Annotated in this window: 18 protein-coding genes and 1 rRNA gene; all 19 read left to right on the top strand. The window is 45.3% G+C overall.

Going from position 1 to position 17,907, the window contains the following annotated elements; genetic code table 11:
* Positions 1 to 228 precede the first annotated feature (228 nt).
* The 19 genes from MFMK1_RS00960 (at position 229) to MFMK1_RS00870 (ending at position 17,769) form a co-directional block, all read left to right on the top strand.
* Positions 229 to 1,989 carry a formate--tetrahydrofolate ligase gene (locus tag MFMK1_RS00960; protein WP_366923319.1) on the top strand — a complete coding sequence of 587 codons (1,761 nt, stop codon included), beginning with the start codon at positions 229 to 231 and terminating at the stop codon, positions 1,987 to 1,989.
* 187 nt (positions 1,990 to 2,176) lie between these two features.
* Complete coding sequence (locus MFMK1_RS00955) at positions 2,177 to 2,665, top strand: HD domain-containing protein (RefSeq protein ID WP_366923318.1); 489 nt, start codon at positions 2,177 to 2,179, stop codon at positions 2,663 to 2,665.
* A 12-nt stretch (positions 2,666 to 2,677) separates the two neighbouring features.
* The gene (gene folP, locus MFMK1_RS00950; RefSeq protein WP_366923317.1) at positions 2,678 to 3,865 is read left to right on the top strand and encodes a dihydropteroate synthase; all 1,188 of its coding nucleotides are present in this window, start codon (positions 2,678 to 2,680) and stop codon (positions 3,863 to 3,865) included.
* A gap of 7 nt (positions 3,866 to 3,872) precedes the next feature.
* The gene (gene folB, locus MFMK1_RS00945; protein ID WP_366923316.1) at positions 3,873 to 4,229 is read left to right on the top strand and encodes a dihydroneopterin aldolase; all 357 of its coding nucleotides are present in this window, start codon (positions 3,873 to 3,875) and stop codon (positions 4,227 to 4,229) included.
* 1 nt (position 4,230) lies between these two features.
* On the top strand, positions 4,231 to 4,731 hold the full coding sequence (gene folK / locus MFMK1_RS00940; RefSeq protein WP_366923315.1) for a 2-amino-4-hydroxy-6-hydroxymethyldihydropteridine diphosphokinase: 501 nt from the start codon (positions 4,231 to 4,233) through the stop codon (positions 4,729 to 4,731).
* A gap of 191 nt (positions 4,732 to 4,922) precedes the next feature.
* Positions 4,923 to 5,795: a Rossmann-like and DUF2520 domain-containing protein gene (locus MFMK1_RS00935; protein ID WP_366923314.1), complete on the top strand. Its 873-nt coding sequence runs from the start codon at positions 4,923 to 4,925 to the stop codon at positions 5,793 to 5,795.
* A 1-nt stretch (position 5,796) separates the two neighbouring features.
* Positions 5,797 to 6,645, top strand: coding sequence for a pantoate--beta-alanine ligase (gene panC, locus MFMK1_RS00930; RefSeq protein ID WP_366923313.1), 849 nt, complete (start codon positions 5,797 to 5,799; stop codon positions 6,643 to 6,645).
* A gap of 3 nt (positions 6,646 to 6,648) precedes the next feature.
* Positions 6,649 to 7,029 carry an aspartate 1-decarboxylase gene (gene panD / locus MFMK1_RS00925; RefSeq protein ID WP_366923312.1) on the top strand — a complete coding sequence of 127 codons (381 nt, stop codon included), beginning with the start codon at positions 6,649 to 6,651 and terminating at the stop codon, positions 7,027 to 7,029.
* A gap of 111 nt (positions 7,030 to 7,140) precedes the next feature.
* The gene (locus MFMK1_RS00920) at positions 7,141 to 8,103 is read left to right on the top strand and encodes a biotin--[acetyl-CoA-carboxylase] ligase (RefSeq protein ID WP_366923311.1); all 963 of its coding nucleotides are present in this window, start codon (positions 7,141 to 7,143) and stop codon (positions 8,101 to 8,103) included.
* Positions 8,104 to 8,164: 61 nt separating this feature from the next.
* Positions 8,165 to 8,722, top strand: coding sequence for a biotin transporter BioY (locus tag MFMK1_RS00915; RefSeq protein ID WP_366923310.1), 558 nt, complete (start codon positions 8,165 to 8,167; stop codon positions 8,720 to 8,722).
* Between the two features lie 158 nt (positions 8,723 to 8,880).
* Positions 8,881 to 9,651: a type III pantothenate kinase gene (locus MFMK1_RS00910; protein ID WP_366923309.1), complete on the top strand. Its 771-nt coding sequence runs from the start codon at positions 8,881 to 8,883 to the stop codon at positions 9,649 to 9,651.
* A gap of 13 nt (positions 9,652 to 9,664) precedes the next feature.
* Positions 9,665 to 10,651 carry a tRNA dihydrouridine synthase DusB gene (gene dusB, locus MFMK1_RS00905; protein WP_366923308.1) on the top strand — a complete coding sequence of 329 codons (987 nt, stop codon included), beginning with the start codon at positions 9,665 to 9,667 and terminating at the stop codon, positions 10,649 to 10,651.
* A gap of 134 nt (positions 10,652 to 10,785) precedes the next feature.
* Positions 10,786 to 11,319: a transcriptional regulator gene (locus MFMK1_RS00900; RefSeq protein ID WP_366923307.1), complete on the top strand. Its 534-nt coding sequence runs from the start codon at positions 10,786 to 10,788 to the stop codon at positions 11,317 to 11,319.
* Positions 11,316 to 12,224, top strand: coding sequence for a quinate 5-dehydrogenase (locus MFMK1_RS00895; protein ID WP_366923306.1), 909 nt, complete (start codon positions 11,316 to 11,318; stop codon positions 12,222 to 12,224). The genes MFMK1_RS00900 and MFMK1_RS00895 overlap by 4 nt, the downstream gene beginning before the upstream one ends.
* 18 nt (positions 12,225 to 12,242) lie before the next feature.
* Entirely contained in the window at positions 12,243 to 13,319 is a 1,077-nt protein-coding gene (locus tag MFMK1_RS00890) for a saccharopine dehydrogenase NADP-binding domain-containing protein (protein WP_366923305.1), read from the top strand.
* Between the two features lie 211 nt (positions 13,320 to 13,530).
* Positions 13,531 to 14,004 (top strand): transcription elongation factor GreA, encoded by a 474-nt coding sequence (greA, locus tag MFMK1_RS00885; RefSeq protein WP_366923304.1) that lies wholly within the window; start codon positions 13,531 to 13,533, stop codon positions 14,002 to 14,004.
* A 17-nt stretch (positions 14,005 to 14,021) separates the two neighbouring features.
* Positions 14,022 to 15,491, top strand: coding sequence for a lysine--tRNA ligase (lysS, locus tag MFMK1_RS00880; RefSeq protein WP_366923303.1), 1,470 nt, complete (start codon positions 14,022 to 14,024; stop codon positions 15,489 to 15,491).
* Positions 15,492 to 15,745: 254 nt separating this feature from the next.
* The gene (locus tag MFMK1_RS00875) at positions 15,746 to 15,868 is read left to right on the top strand and encodes a hypothetical protein (protein ID WP_366922618.1); all 123 of its coding nucleotides are present in this window, start codon (positions 15,746 to 15,748) and stop codon (positions 15,866 to 15,868) included.
* A gap of 185 nt (positions 15,869 to 16,053) precedes the next feature.
* A 16S ribosomal RNA gene (locus tag MFMK1_RS00870) occupies positions 16,054 to 17,769 on the top strand.
* Positions 17,770 to 17,907 lie beyond the last annotated feature (138 nt).

Raw genomic sequence — 17,907 nt, 5'->3', positions numbered from 1 at the left:
TAAAAATTTTTCCGCTTTTGCAGGAAATGAATAAAATTAAGAGAAATATTTAAATGTTAGTGCAATTTAGAAATGGACATACATTAAGTTGTTTGGTATTGGTTTTTACTGAGGAACTTTGTTATTGAAGGGTGCGTTGAAGGGGGGAAAGTTTTAAGTTTTTTTCTTTTGTTGCGATGTACAAGATGAGGAATTTTTTATTTTTACTATTGAAAGGAGAGATATTTAATGCCGTTTGATCCAACAAAATTAAAAGATTGGCAAATCGCCGAAGAGGCGGAAAAATCCCTGCCCACAAATGAAGACTGGATAGAAAGATTAGGGCTGGAAAAAGATGAACTTATCCCCATGGGGAGGACTCCTAAACTTGATTTCATCAAGATTATGGACCGGATGGAAAACAAACCTGACGGTAAATTCATTGAAGTTACCGCCATTACTCCTACACCGCTGGGTGAAGGTAAATCCACCACTTCTCTGGGATTGATTGAAGGATTGGGTAAGAGAGGTAAAAACGTAGGCGGTTGTTTGCGTCAGCCTTCCGGCGGACCGACCATGAATATTAAGGGTACTGCAGCTGGTGGCGGAAACGCCCTGCTTATTCCCATGACTGAATTTTCTCTTGGTCTGACAGGTGATATCAACGACATTACCAATGCCCATAACCTGGCTATGGTGGCGCTTAATGCGCGGATGCAGCACGAACGCAACTATGATGATGAAACTTTAGCCACTCGTGGACTTAAGCGTTTGGACATTGACCCCACCAATGTTGAGATGGGTTGGGTAATTGACTTTGCGGCTCAAGGTTTGCGTAACATAATCATGGGTATCGGCGCACAGAGAGACGGTTATATGATGCAGTCCCGTTTTGCTATTTCTGTCAGCTCCGAATTGATGGCTATTTTGGCTGTTGCTACGGATTTAGCTGACCTGCGAAAGCGTATCGGCGAAATGACTGTTGCCTATGATAAGAAGGGCAACCCGGTAACTGCAGAAGACTTAGAAGTTGCCGGTGCTATGACTGCATGGATGCGCAATACCATTAACCCAACTCTTTGTGCCACAGTTGAAGGGCAGCCGGTAATGGTACACGCTGGTCCTTTTGCCAATATCGCTATTGGTCAGTCTTCCATTATTGGTGACCGCGTTGGCTTGAAAATGTTTGACTACCATGTGACTGAGTCTGGCTTTGCCGCTGATATCGGCTTTGAGAAATTCTGGAACGTTAAGTGCCGCTTAAGTGGATTGAAGCCCAATGTTTCTGTACTGGTTGCTACTGTTCGTGCTCTTAAGATGCATGGCGGCGGACCTAAGGTTGTTCCCGGTCGTCCCATTCCCGAAGAGTACACTACTCAGAACCTTGAATTGGTGGAAAAAGGTTTCTGCAACCTGAAGCATATGATTGAAGTTGTGAAAAAGTCCGGTATCACACCGGTAGTATGTATTAACAGCTTCTACACTGATACGGAAGAAGAAGTTAAATTGGTACGTAAACTGGTAGAAGAAACTAATACTCGTGTAGCTGTTTCCGAACATTGGCTCAAGGGCGGTGAAGGCGCACTGGAATTAGCGGACGTAGTAGCGGAAGCATGCGAAGAACCCAACGAGTACAAACCGCTTTATCCGCTTGACATGCCTTTGCGCGAGCGGGTAGATGCTATCGCTAGGGAAGTTTACGGAGCGGATGGTGTGGATTGGTCGCCTTTGGCTGAAGAAAAAGCTAAGCGCTTCGAATCTGATCCCAAATTCGCTGATTTCCAAACGATGATGGTTAAGACTCACTTGAGTCTGACTCATGACCCTACACTTAAGGGTGTGCCTACAGGCTGGAGGCTGCCTATTCGTGATATCCTGGTGTACAGCGGTGCTAAATTCCTTTGTCCTATGGCTGGAACCATCAGTCTAATGCCTGGAACCGGTTCTGACCCGGCTTACAGGAGAATTGATGTGGATACGAAGACCGGTAAAGTATCAGGTCTATTCTAAGATAGCTCAAAAGACAGCTTGGATTTTCCAAGCTGTCTTTTTTTTACATAACAGGAACATTTAAATGCAATGTAATAGCGCGTCTGGAAGTCAATAATTGCCTAAGCCGCTGAGCAGGAGTAAATAAAATTTTGTCTAAAATAGTATAAGTATCGATAATGAACAAATTTTTTGAAGGAGCTTTGTTATGCAGAGGGTGCGTACATTACTGGCAGATAATGAATTTAAAGAAAATATTGCTAAAATTGCCTCAAAAGAAAAGGAACGGCAGTTTTGCCGGCATGACTTGCATCATTTCCTGGATGTCGCGCGTATTTGCTATCAGCTGTGGCTGGAGGAAAAATGTCCTGATCAGGAAAACATAGATAAAGAGATTATTTACACAGCAGCACTATTACATGACATTGGTCGTTGGCAGGAGTACGACGGTGCAGGGGATCATGCGTTAATCAGCAGCGAGATGGCGCATACTATACTGGAAAGACTAGGATTCAATCGTGGGGAGATTAGTATAATCACCCAAGCGATTTCAGTTCATAGAAAAATTAACGGCAGGGAAACGGTATTGGGAAGAATGTTGTACCGCGCAGATAAATTATCTCGGCTATGTCACGTTTGCCCAGTGCAGGATGAATGCTACAAGTACCATTACCTGAAAGAGCAGGATATCTACTAGGAGGTGTTGCCCGTGAGTGGGCGAGTGAGAGCGGTAATAATTGAAAATGAGAAGGAGGTAAAAGAATATATCCGGGCCGTTGGCTGTGACTTGGCGGGTATCAATGCGATGGCACCAAAGGCGGTACATCGGACATTGAAGTTGGCGGGATTACCCGTTGCGGCTGCCAATGTTATCAAACAGGAAATGCTGGCTCACGGAGGGGATGCAGCGGTACACCGTGGTGTGATAGATAATTCAGTGGAAAAGACTGACGCTTTACTGATGGGAACTTTGAAACAATACGAACAGCTAATTTACAAACTACGCATGTATCCTTTTGGGCTGCAGGAAACGGCAGAGGCAATTAAGAATGTATTATTAAACATAGAGGGCCGGTCCTGCCGGGAATTGCGCTGTCGTGGCAAAAAGGTCATGTTGGGGGAGCGCACTTTGGTAATGGGAATTTTAAATGTGACACCTGATTCCTTTTCTGATGGTGGTCGGTTTGATCGTTTGGAGGAAGCCCTAGAACAGGCGAAGAGATTGGTAGATGAGGGAGCGGATATCTTAGATGTGGGCGCTGAATCTACCAGACCTCAAGCGGCCCAAGTATCGGCAGAAGAAGAAATTGCCCGATTGAAGCCCGTGCTGGAACGTCTGATTCCGGAAATCCCCATACCTATTTCCGTTGATACATATAAGAGTGAAACTGCAAGGGAAGTATTGGCTATGGGTGTGGAAATTATTAACGATGTCTGGGGTTTGAAAAAAGACTCAGAAATGGCTGAAGTGGTGGCGCAATATCCCGATGTACCAGTGATACTCATGCATAATCAGTCGGGAAACCATTACCAAGACCTTATGGGTGATATTATTTCCAGTTTAGCTGAAAGTGTTACTATCGCGGAGGGTGCCGGTATTGCTCCGGACAATATTATCATTGACCCGGGTATCGGCTTTGGTAAAGATACGGACCAGAATCTGGAGGTAATGCGGCGTTTGAAAGAATTTCAAGCCCTAGGCAAGCCTGTGCTGCTGGGAACATCGCGGAAGTCTATGATAGGTAAGACGCTGGATTTACCGGTAAGTGAAAGGATGGAAGGCACTGCAGCTACGTTGACTTTAGGTATTTCTTTAGGTATTGATATTGTCAGAGTTCATGACGTAAAAGAAATGGCACGGGTAACTAGGATGACGGACTCCATGGTGCGGCGGTGATAGCTTAATGGATAAAATCATTATGTCCGGATTAGAATTCTATGGTTTCCATGGGTGCCTTCCTCATGAAAAGGTTCAAGGGCAAAAATTCATTGTCCATCTGGAGCTTTGGAAAGAGTTGGAGCGCGCGGGGCAAACTGATAATTTAGAGTTTACTGTAGATTACAGTAATGTATATCTCACGGCAAAAAATGTAGTAGAAGGACGAACATATCACTTAATTGAAGCCGTAGCTGAAAATATTGCATACGAAGTGCTCAGCCGCTTTGCAGTATCGCATGTTAAAGTAAGGATTGATAAGCCCCAGGCTCCTGTTGATGGTAAGTTTGATAGTTTTGCTGTGGAAATTGAGCGGAGTAGGTAGCATGTCTATTTATATTAGTCTAGGCTCTAACCTTGGGGACCGGGAACACACAATAACTAAAGCATTGGCATTAATTGGTGAACATCGGGATATTCGGCTGCTGCAGGTCTCTGCTTTGTATGAGACCCAGCCCGTGGGAAAAACCGACCAAGGTTGGTTTCTCAATGCGGCCGCGGCATTAACCACAACTTTTTCGCCTTTAAATCTCCTAAATTATTTACAGCAAGTAGAGGCGCAGTTGGGAAGAAGGCGATTGGAACGGTGGGGCCCGCGTACTTTAGACTTAGATATAATTCTTTATGATAAATTGGTATTAAATTCAACCCGTTTGACTGTGCCGCATCCTCGGGCCTGGCAGCGTGGCTTTGTGCTGGTGCCCATGCTAGAATTAAACCCCGACTTAAGATTTCCCGGCGGGACAAGGGCTTCGCAGTTACTCAACGAATTAGAATATTCTGAACAAAAAGTCTTGTTTTTCGGGAGGTTGGATGTTAAAATATAGTGGCAGATGGTAACGATTTATGTCGTACCGTACTGTTTACACGATGTATCCCTGATAAAAGAATATCGACATGATTGCCGCTTGGAGCCTATGGGACCGGGACGGAGGGAATAGGACTGATATGCCTTCTGGACGTGTGTTCAGGGGGCATTTGTATGTTTATGTAGCTAAAAGAGAGGGAGTTATGACAGATGCGTATGGGTTTTATTGGTGCGGGGGTGGTAGGTACTGCACTGGGTAAACTATTTGGTGAAAGAGGTTTTGACATTGTAGGTTATTATAGCCGCTCCGTATCTAGTGCTGCCCGTGCTGCTGAAATAACTAATTCCCGGTACTTTAAAAGTAAGGCAGCGCTGCTTGAGAATATTGACACGCTGTTTGTTACAACCAATGATGATGCTATTACTCCGGTTGTGGAGCAGCTTAGTGAAGAAGGATTGATTAATGGTCGGCATACGGTAATTCATTGTAGCGGGTCATTAACCTTGTCGGTGCTGGCACCGGCCCGGGAGGATGGTGCCCGGGTGTTATCATTACATCCACTGCAGTCTTGTGCTTCGGCGGAGTTTGCGGTAGAGAAGCTTCCTGGCGCCGTCTTCAGTATTGAAGGTGGTAACGACGCCCGGGTAATTGGCGTAAAATTAGTGGAAGCACTAGGCGCCATTTACTTTTTCATCGATTGTGATAAGAAGGCTTTATATCATGCGGCTGCGGTGGTGGCATCAAATTATTTGGTCACCCTGATAGATTTAAGTAAACGATTAATGGTAGAGGCGGGAATGCCTGAAGATCAATTTGTACCTGCAATTTACCCGCTGATAGAAGGGACCTTGGCGAATATTGAGAAATTGGGTATTCCGGATGCTCTTACTGGCCCTATCGCCAGAGGCGATGTGGAAACCATTAAGGATCACTTGGCACGAATTGCCAAAGAGGTAAAGGACGCAGACAGCTTGTACCGAACTTTGGGTAAGGAAACAATTGGGTTGGCTTTAGAAAAAGGCAGCTTAAGTAACGAAAAAGGTGCAGTCATTAAGAAACTTCTAGAAAATGGAGGAGTTTAAGATGAAGGTTGTTCGTACCATTAAAGAGATTAGGGAAGCGTTGGCACCCTGCCGCCCCTCCAAGACTGTTGGTTTGGTACCCACAATGGGCTACTTCCATGTCGGGCATTTATCCCTAATGGCGCACGCTAGAAAAGAATGTGATCTTGTAGTCACCAGTCTTTTTGTTAACCCGACTCAGTTCGGTCAGGGTGAAGATTTCGAAAGCTATCCAAGAGATGAAAAAAGGGATTTCAAGCTGGCTCGTGATGCCGGGGTTGATATTATTTTTACCCCGGGGGCGGATGAAATGTATGAAGACGATTTTGGCTTTTATGTGCAAGCGCCTGAGGAATTGACCAATCGATTATGCGGCGCTTCTCGGCCTGGGCATTTTCAGGGTGTGGCTACAGTAGTTACAAAATTGTTTAATATTATCCAGCCTCAACGGGCCTATTTCGGCCAAAAAGATCTGCAGCAGTTGGTGGTAATTAAAAGGATGGTCAAGGACTTAAATCAGCCCGTAGAAGTAGTAGGTCTGCCCATTATTAGGGAAGCAGACGGGTTAGCTCTTAGTTCCCGAAATGTTTACCTCAGTCCAGATGAAAGGCATAATGCTCTAGCGCTGTACCAGACACTGAGATTTGGCCGCGAATTGCTGGATAAGGGATTGCGTAATACGGAAGAACTGAAAACCAGAATGAAAGAATTCCTCAAGACCCAAAACAGCGGTATACGGTTAGATTATCTAGAAGTATTGAATGTAGAGAACTTGAGTACGCCGAAAACATTGGCAGGCAGTATTGCTTTGGCTGGCGCCATTTGGCTGGGTAAAACTCGCCTGATAGATAATATTATTTTGGAGGTCTAAAATATGATGCGTATGATTATGAAATCAAAACTTCATAGAGCAACGGTTACCCAAGCGGATTTAAACTATGTAGGTAGTATTACCATCGACCTTGATCTAATAGAAGCGGTAGACATCTTACCCAATGAAAAAGTACAAGTAGTAGATAATAACAATGGGCAGCGGTTTGAGACTTATGTTATTCCCGGAGAGAGGGGCAGTGGTGTAATTTGTGTAAACGGTGCTGCCGCCCGGTTGGTTCAAAAAGGCGATTTGGTAATTATTATAGCTTATGGAATGTTGAACAATGACGAACTGGCTGGATTTAAGCCTAAAGTTGCTTTGGTGGACGAAAATAATCGAATTGAGCGGATGCTGGAAGAGGACGCCAGGGATAATAATTAGTTTGTGATTGGCTCCAGCTTGCCCAAGCAAGATATTTTAGTGTAACAAGAGTATTGTCAGCAATGTTAACCTATGATAAAATGAGGTTAACAATATTGGGGTGAGGTTGCGATGAAGGGTAAAATATTGGCATTACTAAAAAAATCCGATGAATATGTGTCCGGTGAATGGCTGAGTAAAGAGATGGGGGTAAGCCGAACGGCTATTTGGAAGCACATTAATTACCTGCGTCAGGAAGGGTACAAAATAGAGTCAGTGCCCAGATTAGGATATAAAATTTTGCATATTCCGGATAAGCTTTATGCTGAGGAAATTTATTCGCTGCTTACCACCAATTTTATCGGTAAAAAAATTTATCATTATAACCATCTTACTTCAACAAATGACCAGCTTAAAAAGTTGGCTGATGAAGGTAAGGGTGAGGGGACAGTGGTAGTCGCGGAACAACAAACTGCCGGAAAAGGGCGGCTGGGACGCAGCTGGTTTTCGCCGCCTGGTGCCGGTATTTGGTGCTCGGTGTTGCTGCGACCAACTGTTTCACCCGCCCATGCGCCCAAACTAACCCTATTAGGTGCTGTGGCAGTTGCTGAGGGTATTGAAAAATATACAGGGTTACAGCCGGGAATAAAGTGGCCCAACGACCTTTTGGTCGAAGGCAAAAAGGTCTGCGGGCTTCTTACCGAAATGCGTGCAGAAGTGGATAGTATTAATTATGTCACTTTGGGTTTTGGTATAAATATTAAGCTTGTTGATTTTCCTGAGGAGGTAAAAGGCAAGGCAATTACCTTAGAAGGAGTATTGGGTAAAAAGCTTAACAGGGTTGGGTTGCTGGCATGTATTTTAAATGCATTTGAAAAAAACTACCTGCTTTTCTTGTCCAAAGGGTTTAGTCCTATACGAGGCAAATGGGAGGAGCTTAACGTAACGTTAGGCAAAATGGTAACAGTCACTTCCCATAGCGGTACTGTTTCCGGGGAAGCAGTGGCACTGGGTGACGGGGGAGGGCTTGTTGTTAGAACGGATGGTGATGAGCTGAAAGAGTTTCTATCTGGCGAGGTGACCCTAAGCCGGTAAAAAAATTTATTGTCAACGTCAACCTGAATATAAAACTGGTTTACATACTAAGGGGGATATAATGATGAAACTGAAGTCAATGATACTGGCAGGCATGTTTGCTGCTGTTACCGGAGTAATGGCACAGATATCAATACCCATACCTTTCTCTCCGGTACCTATCACGATGCAAGTATTTGCGGTTTGCCTGACGGCGGGAATTTTAGGTGCTCGCTTGGGTAGCTTAAGTATGTTGGTATATCTGCTTTTAGGTGCTGCGGGGGCACCGGTTTTCGCACAGTTAAAGGGTGGAATTCCTGTAATATTTGGCTATTCGGGCGGGTATATCTGGGGTTATATTATTGCCGCCTTTATCATTGGTTGGATTGTCGAACACGTAAAAAGTCCGGGTTACGGGACCATGCTGGCGGCCATGCTTGTCGGGTTGGTTATCATTTATACTACCGGTACCGTCCAACTGGCTTACGTAATGGGCCTTACTGCTCGTGAAGCAATTGTTGCTGGAGTTGGTTGGTTTTTGCCACTGGATGCAGTAAAAGTATTTTTAGCAGCGGGAGTAGCAGTCAACCTCCGCAGTTCACTGGTGTCCGGCGGTTTGTTGGTTCCCGGCGAATTATAAATCGTGAATATTTATCTTTGTATTACCGCAATTAAACAACCTTAACTGATGCTGGGTTTAACGATTGCAAATTAGGGAAAAATAAAGGAAAATGTCATAATAGAGCGAATTGACCTAGGGGAGACCGCGCACGCGGCGCACTAGGAGGTAGGTGTAGAATGCTTTTAACCTTTGATGTGGGGAATACAAATATTTTATTGGGTACATACCAGGGAGAGCAGCTAACAAATCATTGGCGGGTTTCCACTTACCGTGAACGAACCGCTGATGAATTTGCTATTTTGCTTAAGAATCTTTTCCAATTTGAAAAATTAAGTTTTTTAGATATCACCGGAATTGCTATCTCTTCCGTGGTACCCCAAATGCAGGTTGCACTTTTGGAGATGACGGAAAAATATTTTAGCATGACCCCTCTTCTAATCGGGCCGGGCATCAAAACAGGAATGCCATTACGTTTTGACAACCCCCGGGAAGTGGGCGCGGATAGGATTGTCAATGCTGTTGGGGCATACTCACAGTATGGGGGTCCGGCTATAGTGGTTGATTTCGGCACGGCCACTACATTCGACCTCGTATCTCGTGATGGGGAGTATTTGGGCGGGGCAATTGCACCGGGTATTGGTATTTCGATGGAGGCATTGTTCCAAAGAGCAGCGAAGCTGCCCAGGGTGGAGTTGGCACCACCCCCCAATGTGGTGGGAAGAAACACTGTCAACAGTATGCAGTCGGGTATTCTTTACGGCTTTGTCGGCCAAGTAGAAGGAATAGTAAACAGGATGCAGGAAGAAATGACTGAAAGGGCCCGGGTAATAGCTACTGGCGGCCTTGCACCTTTGATTGGAAAGCACTCGGCGACAGTGGAAGTTATAGATGAGTTTTTGACTTTAGAGGGACTGAGGCTGATTTATCAACGAAATTTGTTGAAGTGAAGCGAGGGTGAATATGGGATTGACCCCTGCAGGAATGCTAAAAAATAACTCGGTGATTGCCGCACCTATGGCTGGAGTAACCGATAAAACTTATCGGGTTTTGGCCAAGGAAGCGGGATGCGGCTTAGTGGTCACGGAAATGGTAAGTGCAAAAGCATTGGTTTATAATAACCAGCGTACCTTCAAATTAGTGGAAATTGCTGGTGAGAAACCGCCTATAGCTGTGCAGTTATTTGGCTCAGATCCTGTGGCTATGGCTGAAGCAGCAGTCATTATACAAGGCTTAGGCGCTGATATGGTGGATATTAATATGGGCTGTCCCACTCCCAAGATAGTTAGAAGCGGAGAGGGGTCCGCCCTAATGAAAACGCCGCTGCTAGCTAAAAGAATCGTTGCTTCAGTCAGCCATGCCGTGACTATTCCGGTATCAGTAAAAATACGTGCTGGGTGGGACAAGGATAATGTTAATGCCCCATCCTTTGCAGCTGCCATGGTGGATGCCGGGGCCGCTATGGTTACGGTACACGGCCGCACCCGGGAGCAATTTTATTCAGGAAAGGCTTCTTGGGAGGTTATCAAAGAGGTAAAGAATTCGGTGCCGGTACCAGTCGTGGGTAACGGTGATATATGGGCGCCAGCAGATGCGGCGAGAATGTTAGCGGTTACCGGCTGTGACGGTGTAATGGTTGGTCGTGGCGCCTTGGGTAACCCCTGGATTTTCAATCGAATAACAAAATTCTTAATAACCGGGGAAATGGTTCCGCCCCCCACCGCTGAGGAGAAGATTAATATGGCTTTGCGCCATCTGGATATGATGGTGGACGCCAAAGGACAATACACTGCCGTAAGGGAAATGCGTAAACACGTCGCCTGGTATATAAAAGGCTTGTGGAACGCCACCAAAATTAGGGAAATTGTTAATAAACAGCAGGATGTAATGAGCTTGAAAAGGGTACTAAAACAGTATAAAGAAATGCCCGATAATCTACCCTTGCGGTAGATTATTTCTTTTTTCTACAATCCCTTACATTTTTGGTCCCTTGTGAAACAGGGATATATTTGTTAAAATTTACTGTACACAGTTTTGTGCACATAAATTCTTGCTCACTTGTGTAACCTATGGGAGGATTGCTAATGGATCTACTACGCATTGGGGAAAAGGTTATTAGTAAGAAAAGGGTGCTAAGAAGTGTTGATAAGATTTTTGAGTTGCGGGCCATGGGTATATCACAAACAGAAACCGCAAAAAAGGTTGGCGTGGACCGAACGCTGGTGTCGCGCCTGGAAAGCTTGGGGGAAGTACGCAAAGGCGCCCCTATTGCTGTTTTAGGTTTTCCCATTAAAAATAGGGATGAAGTGGAAGCAGTACTGAATAAAGAAGGAGTCGAATTTTACCTTATTCTTACCGAGGAACAACGTCGGGGGTTTTTACATCAGAACGGACTTGAACTTTTTAACTACGTTATGGATATTATTGCCCAGCTAAAAGAGTATGACCAGGTGGTGGTAATAGGTTCAAACTACCGGATTGAACTGATGTCAGCAGTTATTGGTCGGGATGTCGTGGGGCTGGAAATTGGCAAATCACCCATTGAAGAAGACAAGCTGGTCTCGCTAGAAGAAGTGCGAAGAGTTATCAAGATCCTGAAAGGGGGAGGGGACAGTTGATGAAAGTAGTAAGTATAAGCTTGGGTTCCTCTAAACGTGATCATTATGTGGAAACTACATTTTTAGGAGAAAAGTTTATAATAGAACGACGCGGCACTGATGGGGATATGGACGCTGCTATAAATTTGATAAAGGAATTGGACGGTAAGGTGGATGCCTTTGGTCTTGGAGGCGCTGATTTATACATTTTCGCCGGGAAGCGACGCTACACTATTAAGGATGCAGCCAAGATTGCCAGGGCTGCACAGAAAACTCCCATTGTAGATGGCAGCGGCTTGAAGAATACATTGGAGCGCCGGGTAATAAACCATCTGCATCATGACGCCGGCATCAAATTCAATGATAAGAAAACTTTAATGGTGTGTGCAGTTGACCGGTTTGGTATGGCTGAAGCGATTCACCAACTGGGCGGGCAGACGGTTTATGGTGATTTGATATTTGGACTGGGGATTCCCGTGCCCCTCAATTCTTTAAAGGCATTGAACCGGGTGGCCAGAATAATTGCACCGGTAGTGTGCAGAATGCCTTTTAAATACCTTTATCCCACAGGGAGCAAGCAAGAGCAGGCCAATAATAACAATAAATTTGCTAATTATTACGATGAGGCAGATATAATTGCGGGTGACTTCCATTACATAAAAAAGTACCTTCCGGGACATATTGAAGGAAAGATTATTATAACCAATACAGTTACTGTTGACGATGTGGCAGAATTGAAAAAGAGAGGAGCCAAGCTGCTTGTTACCACAACGCCCGAATTAAACGGTAGGTCCTTTGGCACCAATGTAATGGAAGCGGTGATGGTAGCTCTAACCAGTAAAAGGCTTCAAGATATCAACACTGAGGATTACGAGCGGGTATTGACCGAAATGAACTTCTTACCGAGGATCGAGTATTTTGATTAATGAACGGAGGAATTTGTCTTGAGTAAGTTTGCTTTTATGATCCACCCATTAGATATAACTGATTATACCAGGAAGTTCCCATTACTGGGAAAGATGCCTGAGCAGCTTATTTCGAATGTGACCAAACTTTTCCCTCCACTTCATGTTTCCGATATTGAGGGGGTGGTTTCTCCTCATGCAGAAACTTCTGGTTGGTTTGTCGGGTGTCCTTTGACCAGTCAACAAATGCTAAGTTTACCCCAGGATTATGTCTTAAAAAAGATTATCAAAACTGGTCGTTTAGCTGAAAAACTTGGGGCTGATATTTTAGGATTAGGAGCGATGACATCAGTTGTTGGCGACGCAGGAATTACCGTAAACAGGGAATTAGATATTGCCGTGACCACGGGGAACAGTTACACTGTTGCTGTGGCCTGTCAGGCAGTGAAGAAAGCTTCCGAATTGATGGAGGTAGATTTGAAAAACGCTGAAATCCTGGTTCTGGGTGCTACCGGGTCTATTGGCGCTGTTTGTGCGCAAATTTTGGCCCAAGATGCTAAATATATGACTGTTGCTGGTCGGAATAAAGCAAAGCTTGAGCGACTGGCCCACCGGGTGTTCTATCAGACCGGTTTATCTGTGCGCATTGCTACAGATGTCCGTACTGCATTAAAACGAGCCGATATAATTATAGCTGTTACTGCTGCGGTAGATGAATTGATTTTTCCTGAGGATCTTAAACCGGGCGCGATAGTATGCGATGTTGCTAGACCCAGGGATGTTTCCAAGCGGGTGGCGGCTGAAAGAGATGATGTCTTAGTTATTGAAGGTGGAGTAGTTCAAGTTCCGGGGCCCGCCAATTTTAATTTTAATTTTGGCTATCCGACAGGAATGGCTTATGCATGTATGGCCGAAACTATGATTTTGGCCTTGGAAGGACGCCGGGAATCATATAGTTTAGGGAGAGAATTATCAATTGAAAGAGTTACGGAAATAGCGGCACTGGCAGATAAACACAAATTTAAACTGGCTGGGTTTCGTTCTTTCGACCGGCCGGTGGATAATCAGGAAATTGGTCAAATATGTGACCGTGCTAAAAAGAAAAAAGCTGGCTAAGGCCGAAAGTCCTTGACAAAAATTAGGTTGCTCTATATAATACCCAATAAGCAAAATAGAGGGAGCACTGACTGCCGCTCAATTTTTTGGCCAGCCAGTGCTTGTTTCGTGGTTAGCTGGATACTAGTATTTGACAGTATAAAGAATGGGGCAATAACATATATTGACATAGTGATTCAGCAAGTTATTTAGAAAGGGAGCGAAACCGAATATGACTGAAGAATTAATTTTGACTGCTCAAGGCTTAAAAAAATTGGAGGACGAGCTAGAACATCTTAAATCAGTTAAGAGGCGTGAAATTGCCGGGCGCATTAAACAGGCGTTAGAATTTGGCGATATCAGTGAGAACTCCGAATATGAAGATGCGAAAAATGAACAAGCATTTATCGAAGGACGAATTATTACTTTGGAGAAAAAACTGCGTAATGCCAGGGTTATTGATGACCGGGATGTATTGACTGATGTGGTTTCTTTGGGTTCAAGGGTGAAACTTAAAGACTTAGAAAATAACGATGAGTTGGAATACAGTATCGTTAGCTCTATAGAATCTGACCCCGCAGATAATAAGATATCAAACGAATCACCTGTAGGCAAAGCTATTTTGGGTAAAGCCGTAGGGGCAGTGCTGGATGTTGAGGTGCCTGCGGGGACACTACAGTACGAAATTATTGATATTAAAAAGTAGCTTTTGGAGGGATTTTTTTGACCGAAGATGTCAATGAATTATTACAGATAAGACGGGACAAGTTGGATCAAATTAAGGCAATGGGATTCGATCCCTTTGGCGATAAATTTCTGCGTCAGCATTATGCTGCTCAAATTAGTGATGATTTTGAGGAATATGCGGACAAATCCGTGGCTCTTGCCGGTAGGGTTATGTCCAAGAGGGAACATGGTAAGGCAAGCTTTGCGCATGTTCAAGATATTTCCGGTCAAATTCAGTTTTACATTCGCAAAGAAGATGTGGGCGAAGAGACTTATGAATTGTTTAAGATCCTGGATATTGGTGATATTGTCGGCATCGGGGGTACGGTATTTAAAACCCGCAGGGGTGAGGTAACAGTCAACGTTGACAGCTTGGTACTTTTAACTAAATCTCTACAACCTTTGCCGGAAAAATGGCACGGACTGAAAGATACGGATTTGCGTTACCGCCAAAGATATATAGACCTAATTGTTAATCCAGAGGTACAAAAAGTATTTATAACCCGCAGCAACATCATTAAAGCTATGCGGCAGTATTTGGATAAAGAGGGCTTCTTGGAAGTAGAGACTCCGACGATGCATGCCATTGCCGGTGGGGCAACGGCCAGACCTTTTACCACGCATCATAATGCACTGGATATAGATCTTTATATGCGCATTGCTCTAGAACTGCATCTTAAGAGATTACTGGTTGGCGGTTTAGAAAAGGTCTATGAGATAGGTAGAGTTTTTCGTAATGAAGGCATCTCGACCAAGCATAATCCGGAATTCACGATGATTGAGCTTTATCAAGCTTATGCGGATTACCATGACATGATGAAACTGACGGAGAACTTGATTAGTTTTGTTGCCCAGGAGACGCTGGGTACACAGGCTATTACATACCAAGGGACGGAAATAAATTTAGCACCGCCCTGGAAAAGGGTTACCATGTTGGATGCCATAAAAGAACATGCGAATGTGGATTTCAGCAGTATTAACACTCAGGATGAAGTGGATAAGCTCATTGATAAATTGGACATGGAACTAGAAAAGGGCACTCCTAAGGGTAAGGTAATAAATGAAGTCTTTGAAATATTTGTGGAACCGCATTTGATTCAGCCTACTTTTATTATGGATTATCCGATAGAAGTATCTCCATTGGCTAAGAGGAAGAAAGAAGACCCTAATTTTACATCACGGTTTGAAGCTTTTATCTTCGCCCGGGAATTAGCTAATGCCTTTTCCGAATTAAATGACCCTATAGATCAGAAAGAACGTTTTCTTTCTCAGGTGAAGCAAAGAGAAACAGGGGATGATGAGGCCCACATGATGGACGAGGACTTCGTGCGTGCACTAGAAACCGGCATGCCTCCTGCAGGCGGATTGGGCATAGGCATTGATAGGTTGATAATGCTCTTAACCAATTCACCATCCATTCGGGACGTAATACTGTTCCCTACTATGCGACCAAGAGAAAATGATTAGCTAATAGCAGCGGGCCCTCGGCCCGCTTTTCTCAATTACCGTTGAAACTTGGGGGTAAAATACGTGGGAAAGTGCGGTCTTAGCTTTTATGGTTTAACATGGACCAAGAAGGGAGAAATGTTGACACGCTGCGAAAATATGTGCTATTATATAATTCCAGGTGCCGGGATATGGCACCGACTTTTCTCGCAGCAGAGCAACTGAGAGCAAAAACTACCAGTTGCAAAGTAAGGCGAGAGATGATAGGATAGATTTTGTCGCTTTTAGAGGCGGCGGAAGAAGCGGAGAGACGAGGTAGAAAATACCAGTTGAAACGCGGGAAGAAATATGATAAGATAGTATTTGTCGCCGAAAGCGGCGGCGAGAGAGGTCTTTGAAAACTGAACAGCGGAAAGAAAGTTTTAAAGCCTAAATTTTGAAGCAGCGGCAACCAAGCGTGATAAGCGTTTGAAGTACCGAGGCAAAAGATTTAAGCGGACCCTTTTTGTAAGAAAATAAAGCAAAGAGGAGCCGGAGAGAACTTCAAGTTAAGATAATTAAGCTCAAATGAGCTTAAGATAATTAACAGGAGAGTTTGATCCTGGCTCAGGACGAACGCTGGCGGCGTGCTTAACACATGCAAGTCGAACGGTTCTAACCGTAAAGACACTTCGGTAGACTTACGGGGACGGATAGTGGCGGACGGGTGAGTAACGCGTGGGCAATCTGCCCTTTAGACCGGGATAACAGGTGGAAACAGCTGCTAATACCGGATACATTCAAGATATCGCATGATATTTTGAGTAAAGGAGGCCTTAGTGCTCCCGCTAAAGGATGAGCCCGCGTTCCATTAGCTAGTTGGCAGGGTAACGGCCTACCAAGGCGACGATGGATAGCCGGCCTGAGAGGGTGAACGGCCACACTGGGACTGAGACACGGCCCAGACTCCTACGGGAGGCAGCAGTGGGGAATATTGCGCAATGGGGGAAACCCTGACGCAGCAACGCCGCGTGAGCGACGAAGGCCTTCGGGTCGTAAAGCTCTGTCATTGGGGAAGAAGTCTTGCACGTCAATAGCGTGTAAGGTGACGGTACCCGAGGAGGAAGCCCCGGCTAACTACGTGCCAGCAGCCGCGGTAACACGTAGGGGGCAAGCGTTGTCCGGAATTACTGGGCGTAAAGGGCGTGTAGGCGGCCGATCAAGTCTAGTGTGAAATACCTGGGCTCAACCCAGGATTGGCACTGGAAACTGGTTGGCTTGAGGGCAGGAGAGGCAAGTGGAATTCCTAGTGTAGCGGTGAAATGCGTAGATATTAGGAGGAACACCAGTGGCGAAGGCGACTTGCTGGCCTGACCCTGACGCTGAGGCGCGAAAGCGTGGGGAGCGAACAGGATTAGATACCCTGGTAGTCCACGCCGTAAACGATGGGTACTAGGTGTTGGAGGTATCGACCCCTTCAGTGCCGCAGCTAACGCATTAAGTACCCCGCCTGGGGAGTACGGTCGCAAGACTGAAACTCAAAGGAATTGACGGGGGCCCGCACAAGCGGTGGAGCATGTGGTTTAATTCGACGCAACGCGAAGAACCTTACCAGGGCTTGACATCCTCCGCTATCCCTAGAGATAGGGAGTTCCCTTCGGGGACGGAGAGACAGGTGGTGCATGGTTGTCGTCAGCTCGTGTCGTGAGATGTTGGGTTAAGTCCCGCAACGAGCGCAACCCCTGTACTTAGTTGCCATCATTAAGTTGGGCACTCTAAGTAGACTGCCGGTGACAAACCGGAGGAAGGTGGGGATGACGTCAAATCATCATGCCCCTTATGTCCTGGGCTACACACGTGCTACAATGGACTGTACAGAGGGTAGCGAAGCCGCGAGGTGGAGCCAATCCCAAAAAGCAGTTCTTAGTTCGGATTGCAGGCTGAAACTCGCCTGCATGAAGTCGGAATCGCTAGTAATCGCAGGTCAGCATACTGCGGTGAATACGTTCCCGGGCCTTGTACACACCGCCCGTCACACCACGAAAGCTGGCAACACCCGAAGTCGGTGACCTAACCTTCTCGAAGTTGGAAGTTCGAAGTGAGAAGTGCGAGTTCAAGCTGGTCTTGAGGGTCAAGGATAAAGAAAAGAAAAAAGCAAGAGAAGACCCAAGAGACCCTAAAGGAAGACAGGAGAAATCGCACCTCGAAAGTCGGACCTCGAACTTCGAGAAGGATGGAGCCGCCGAAGGTGGGGCTAGTGATTGGGGTGAAGTCGTAACAAGGTAGCCGTATCGGAAGGTGCGGCTGGATCACCTCCTTTCTAAGGAGAAAAGAAATACTCCTAGGTCGATTTAGGCTTTAAGAGAGAAAATCCGCTGTTTAGTTTTGAAGGACTTCTTGAATTAAGAGTCAAGAAGTTTCTTTTAACAAAGGGAAGAAAAGTTCTTTGAAAACTGCA

It is taken from the genome of Metallumcola ferriviriculae, from assembly GCF_035573695.1.
GTDB classification, from domain to species: domain Bacteria; phylum Bacillota; class JADQBR01; order JADQBR01; family JADQBR01; genus Metallumcola; species Metallumcola ferriviriculae.
Note: the sequence above shows the minus strand (reverse complement) of the source record. Positions and strands in the feature narration are given on the sequence as shown.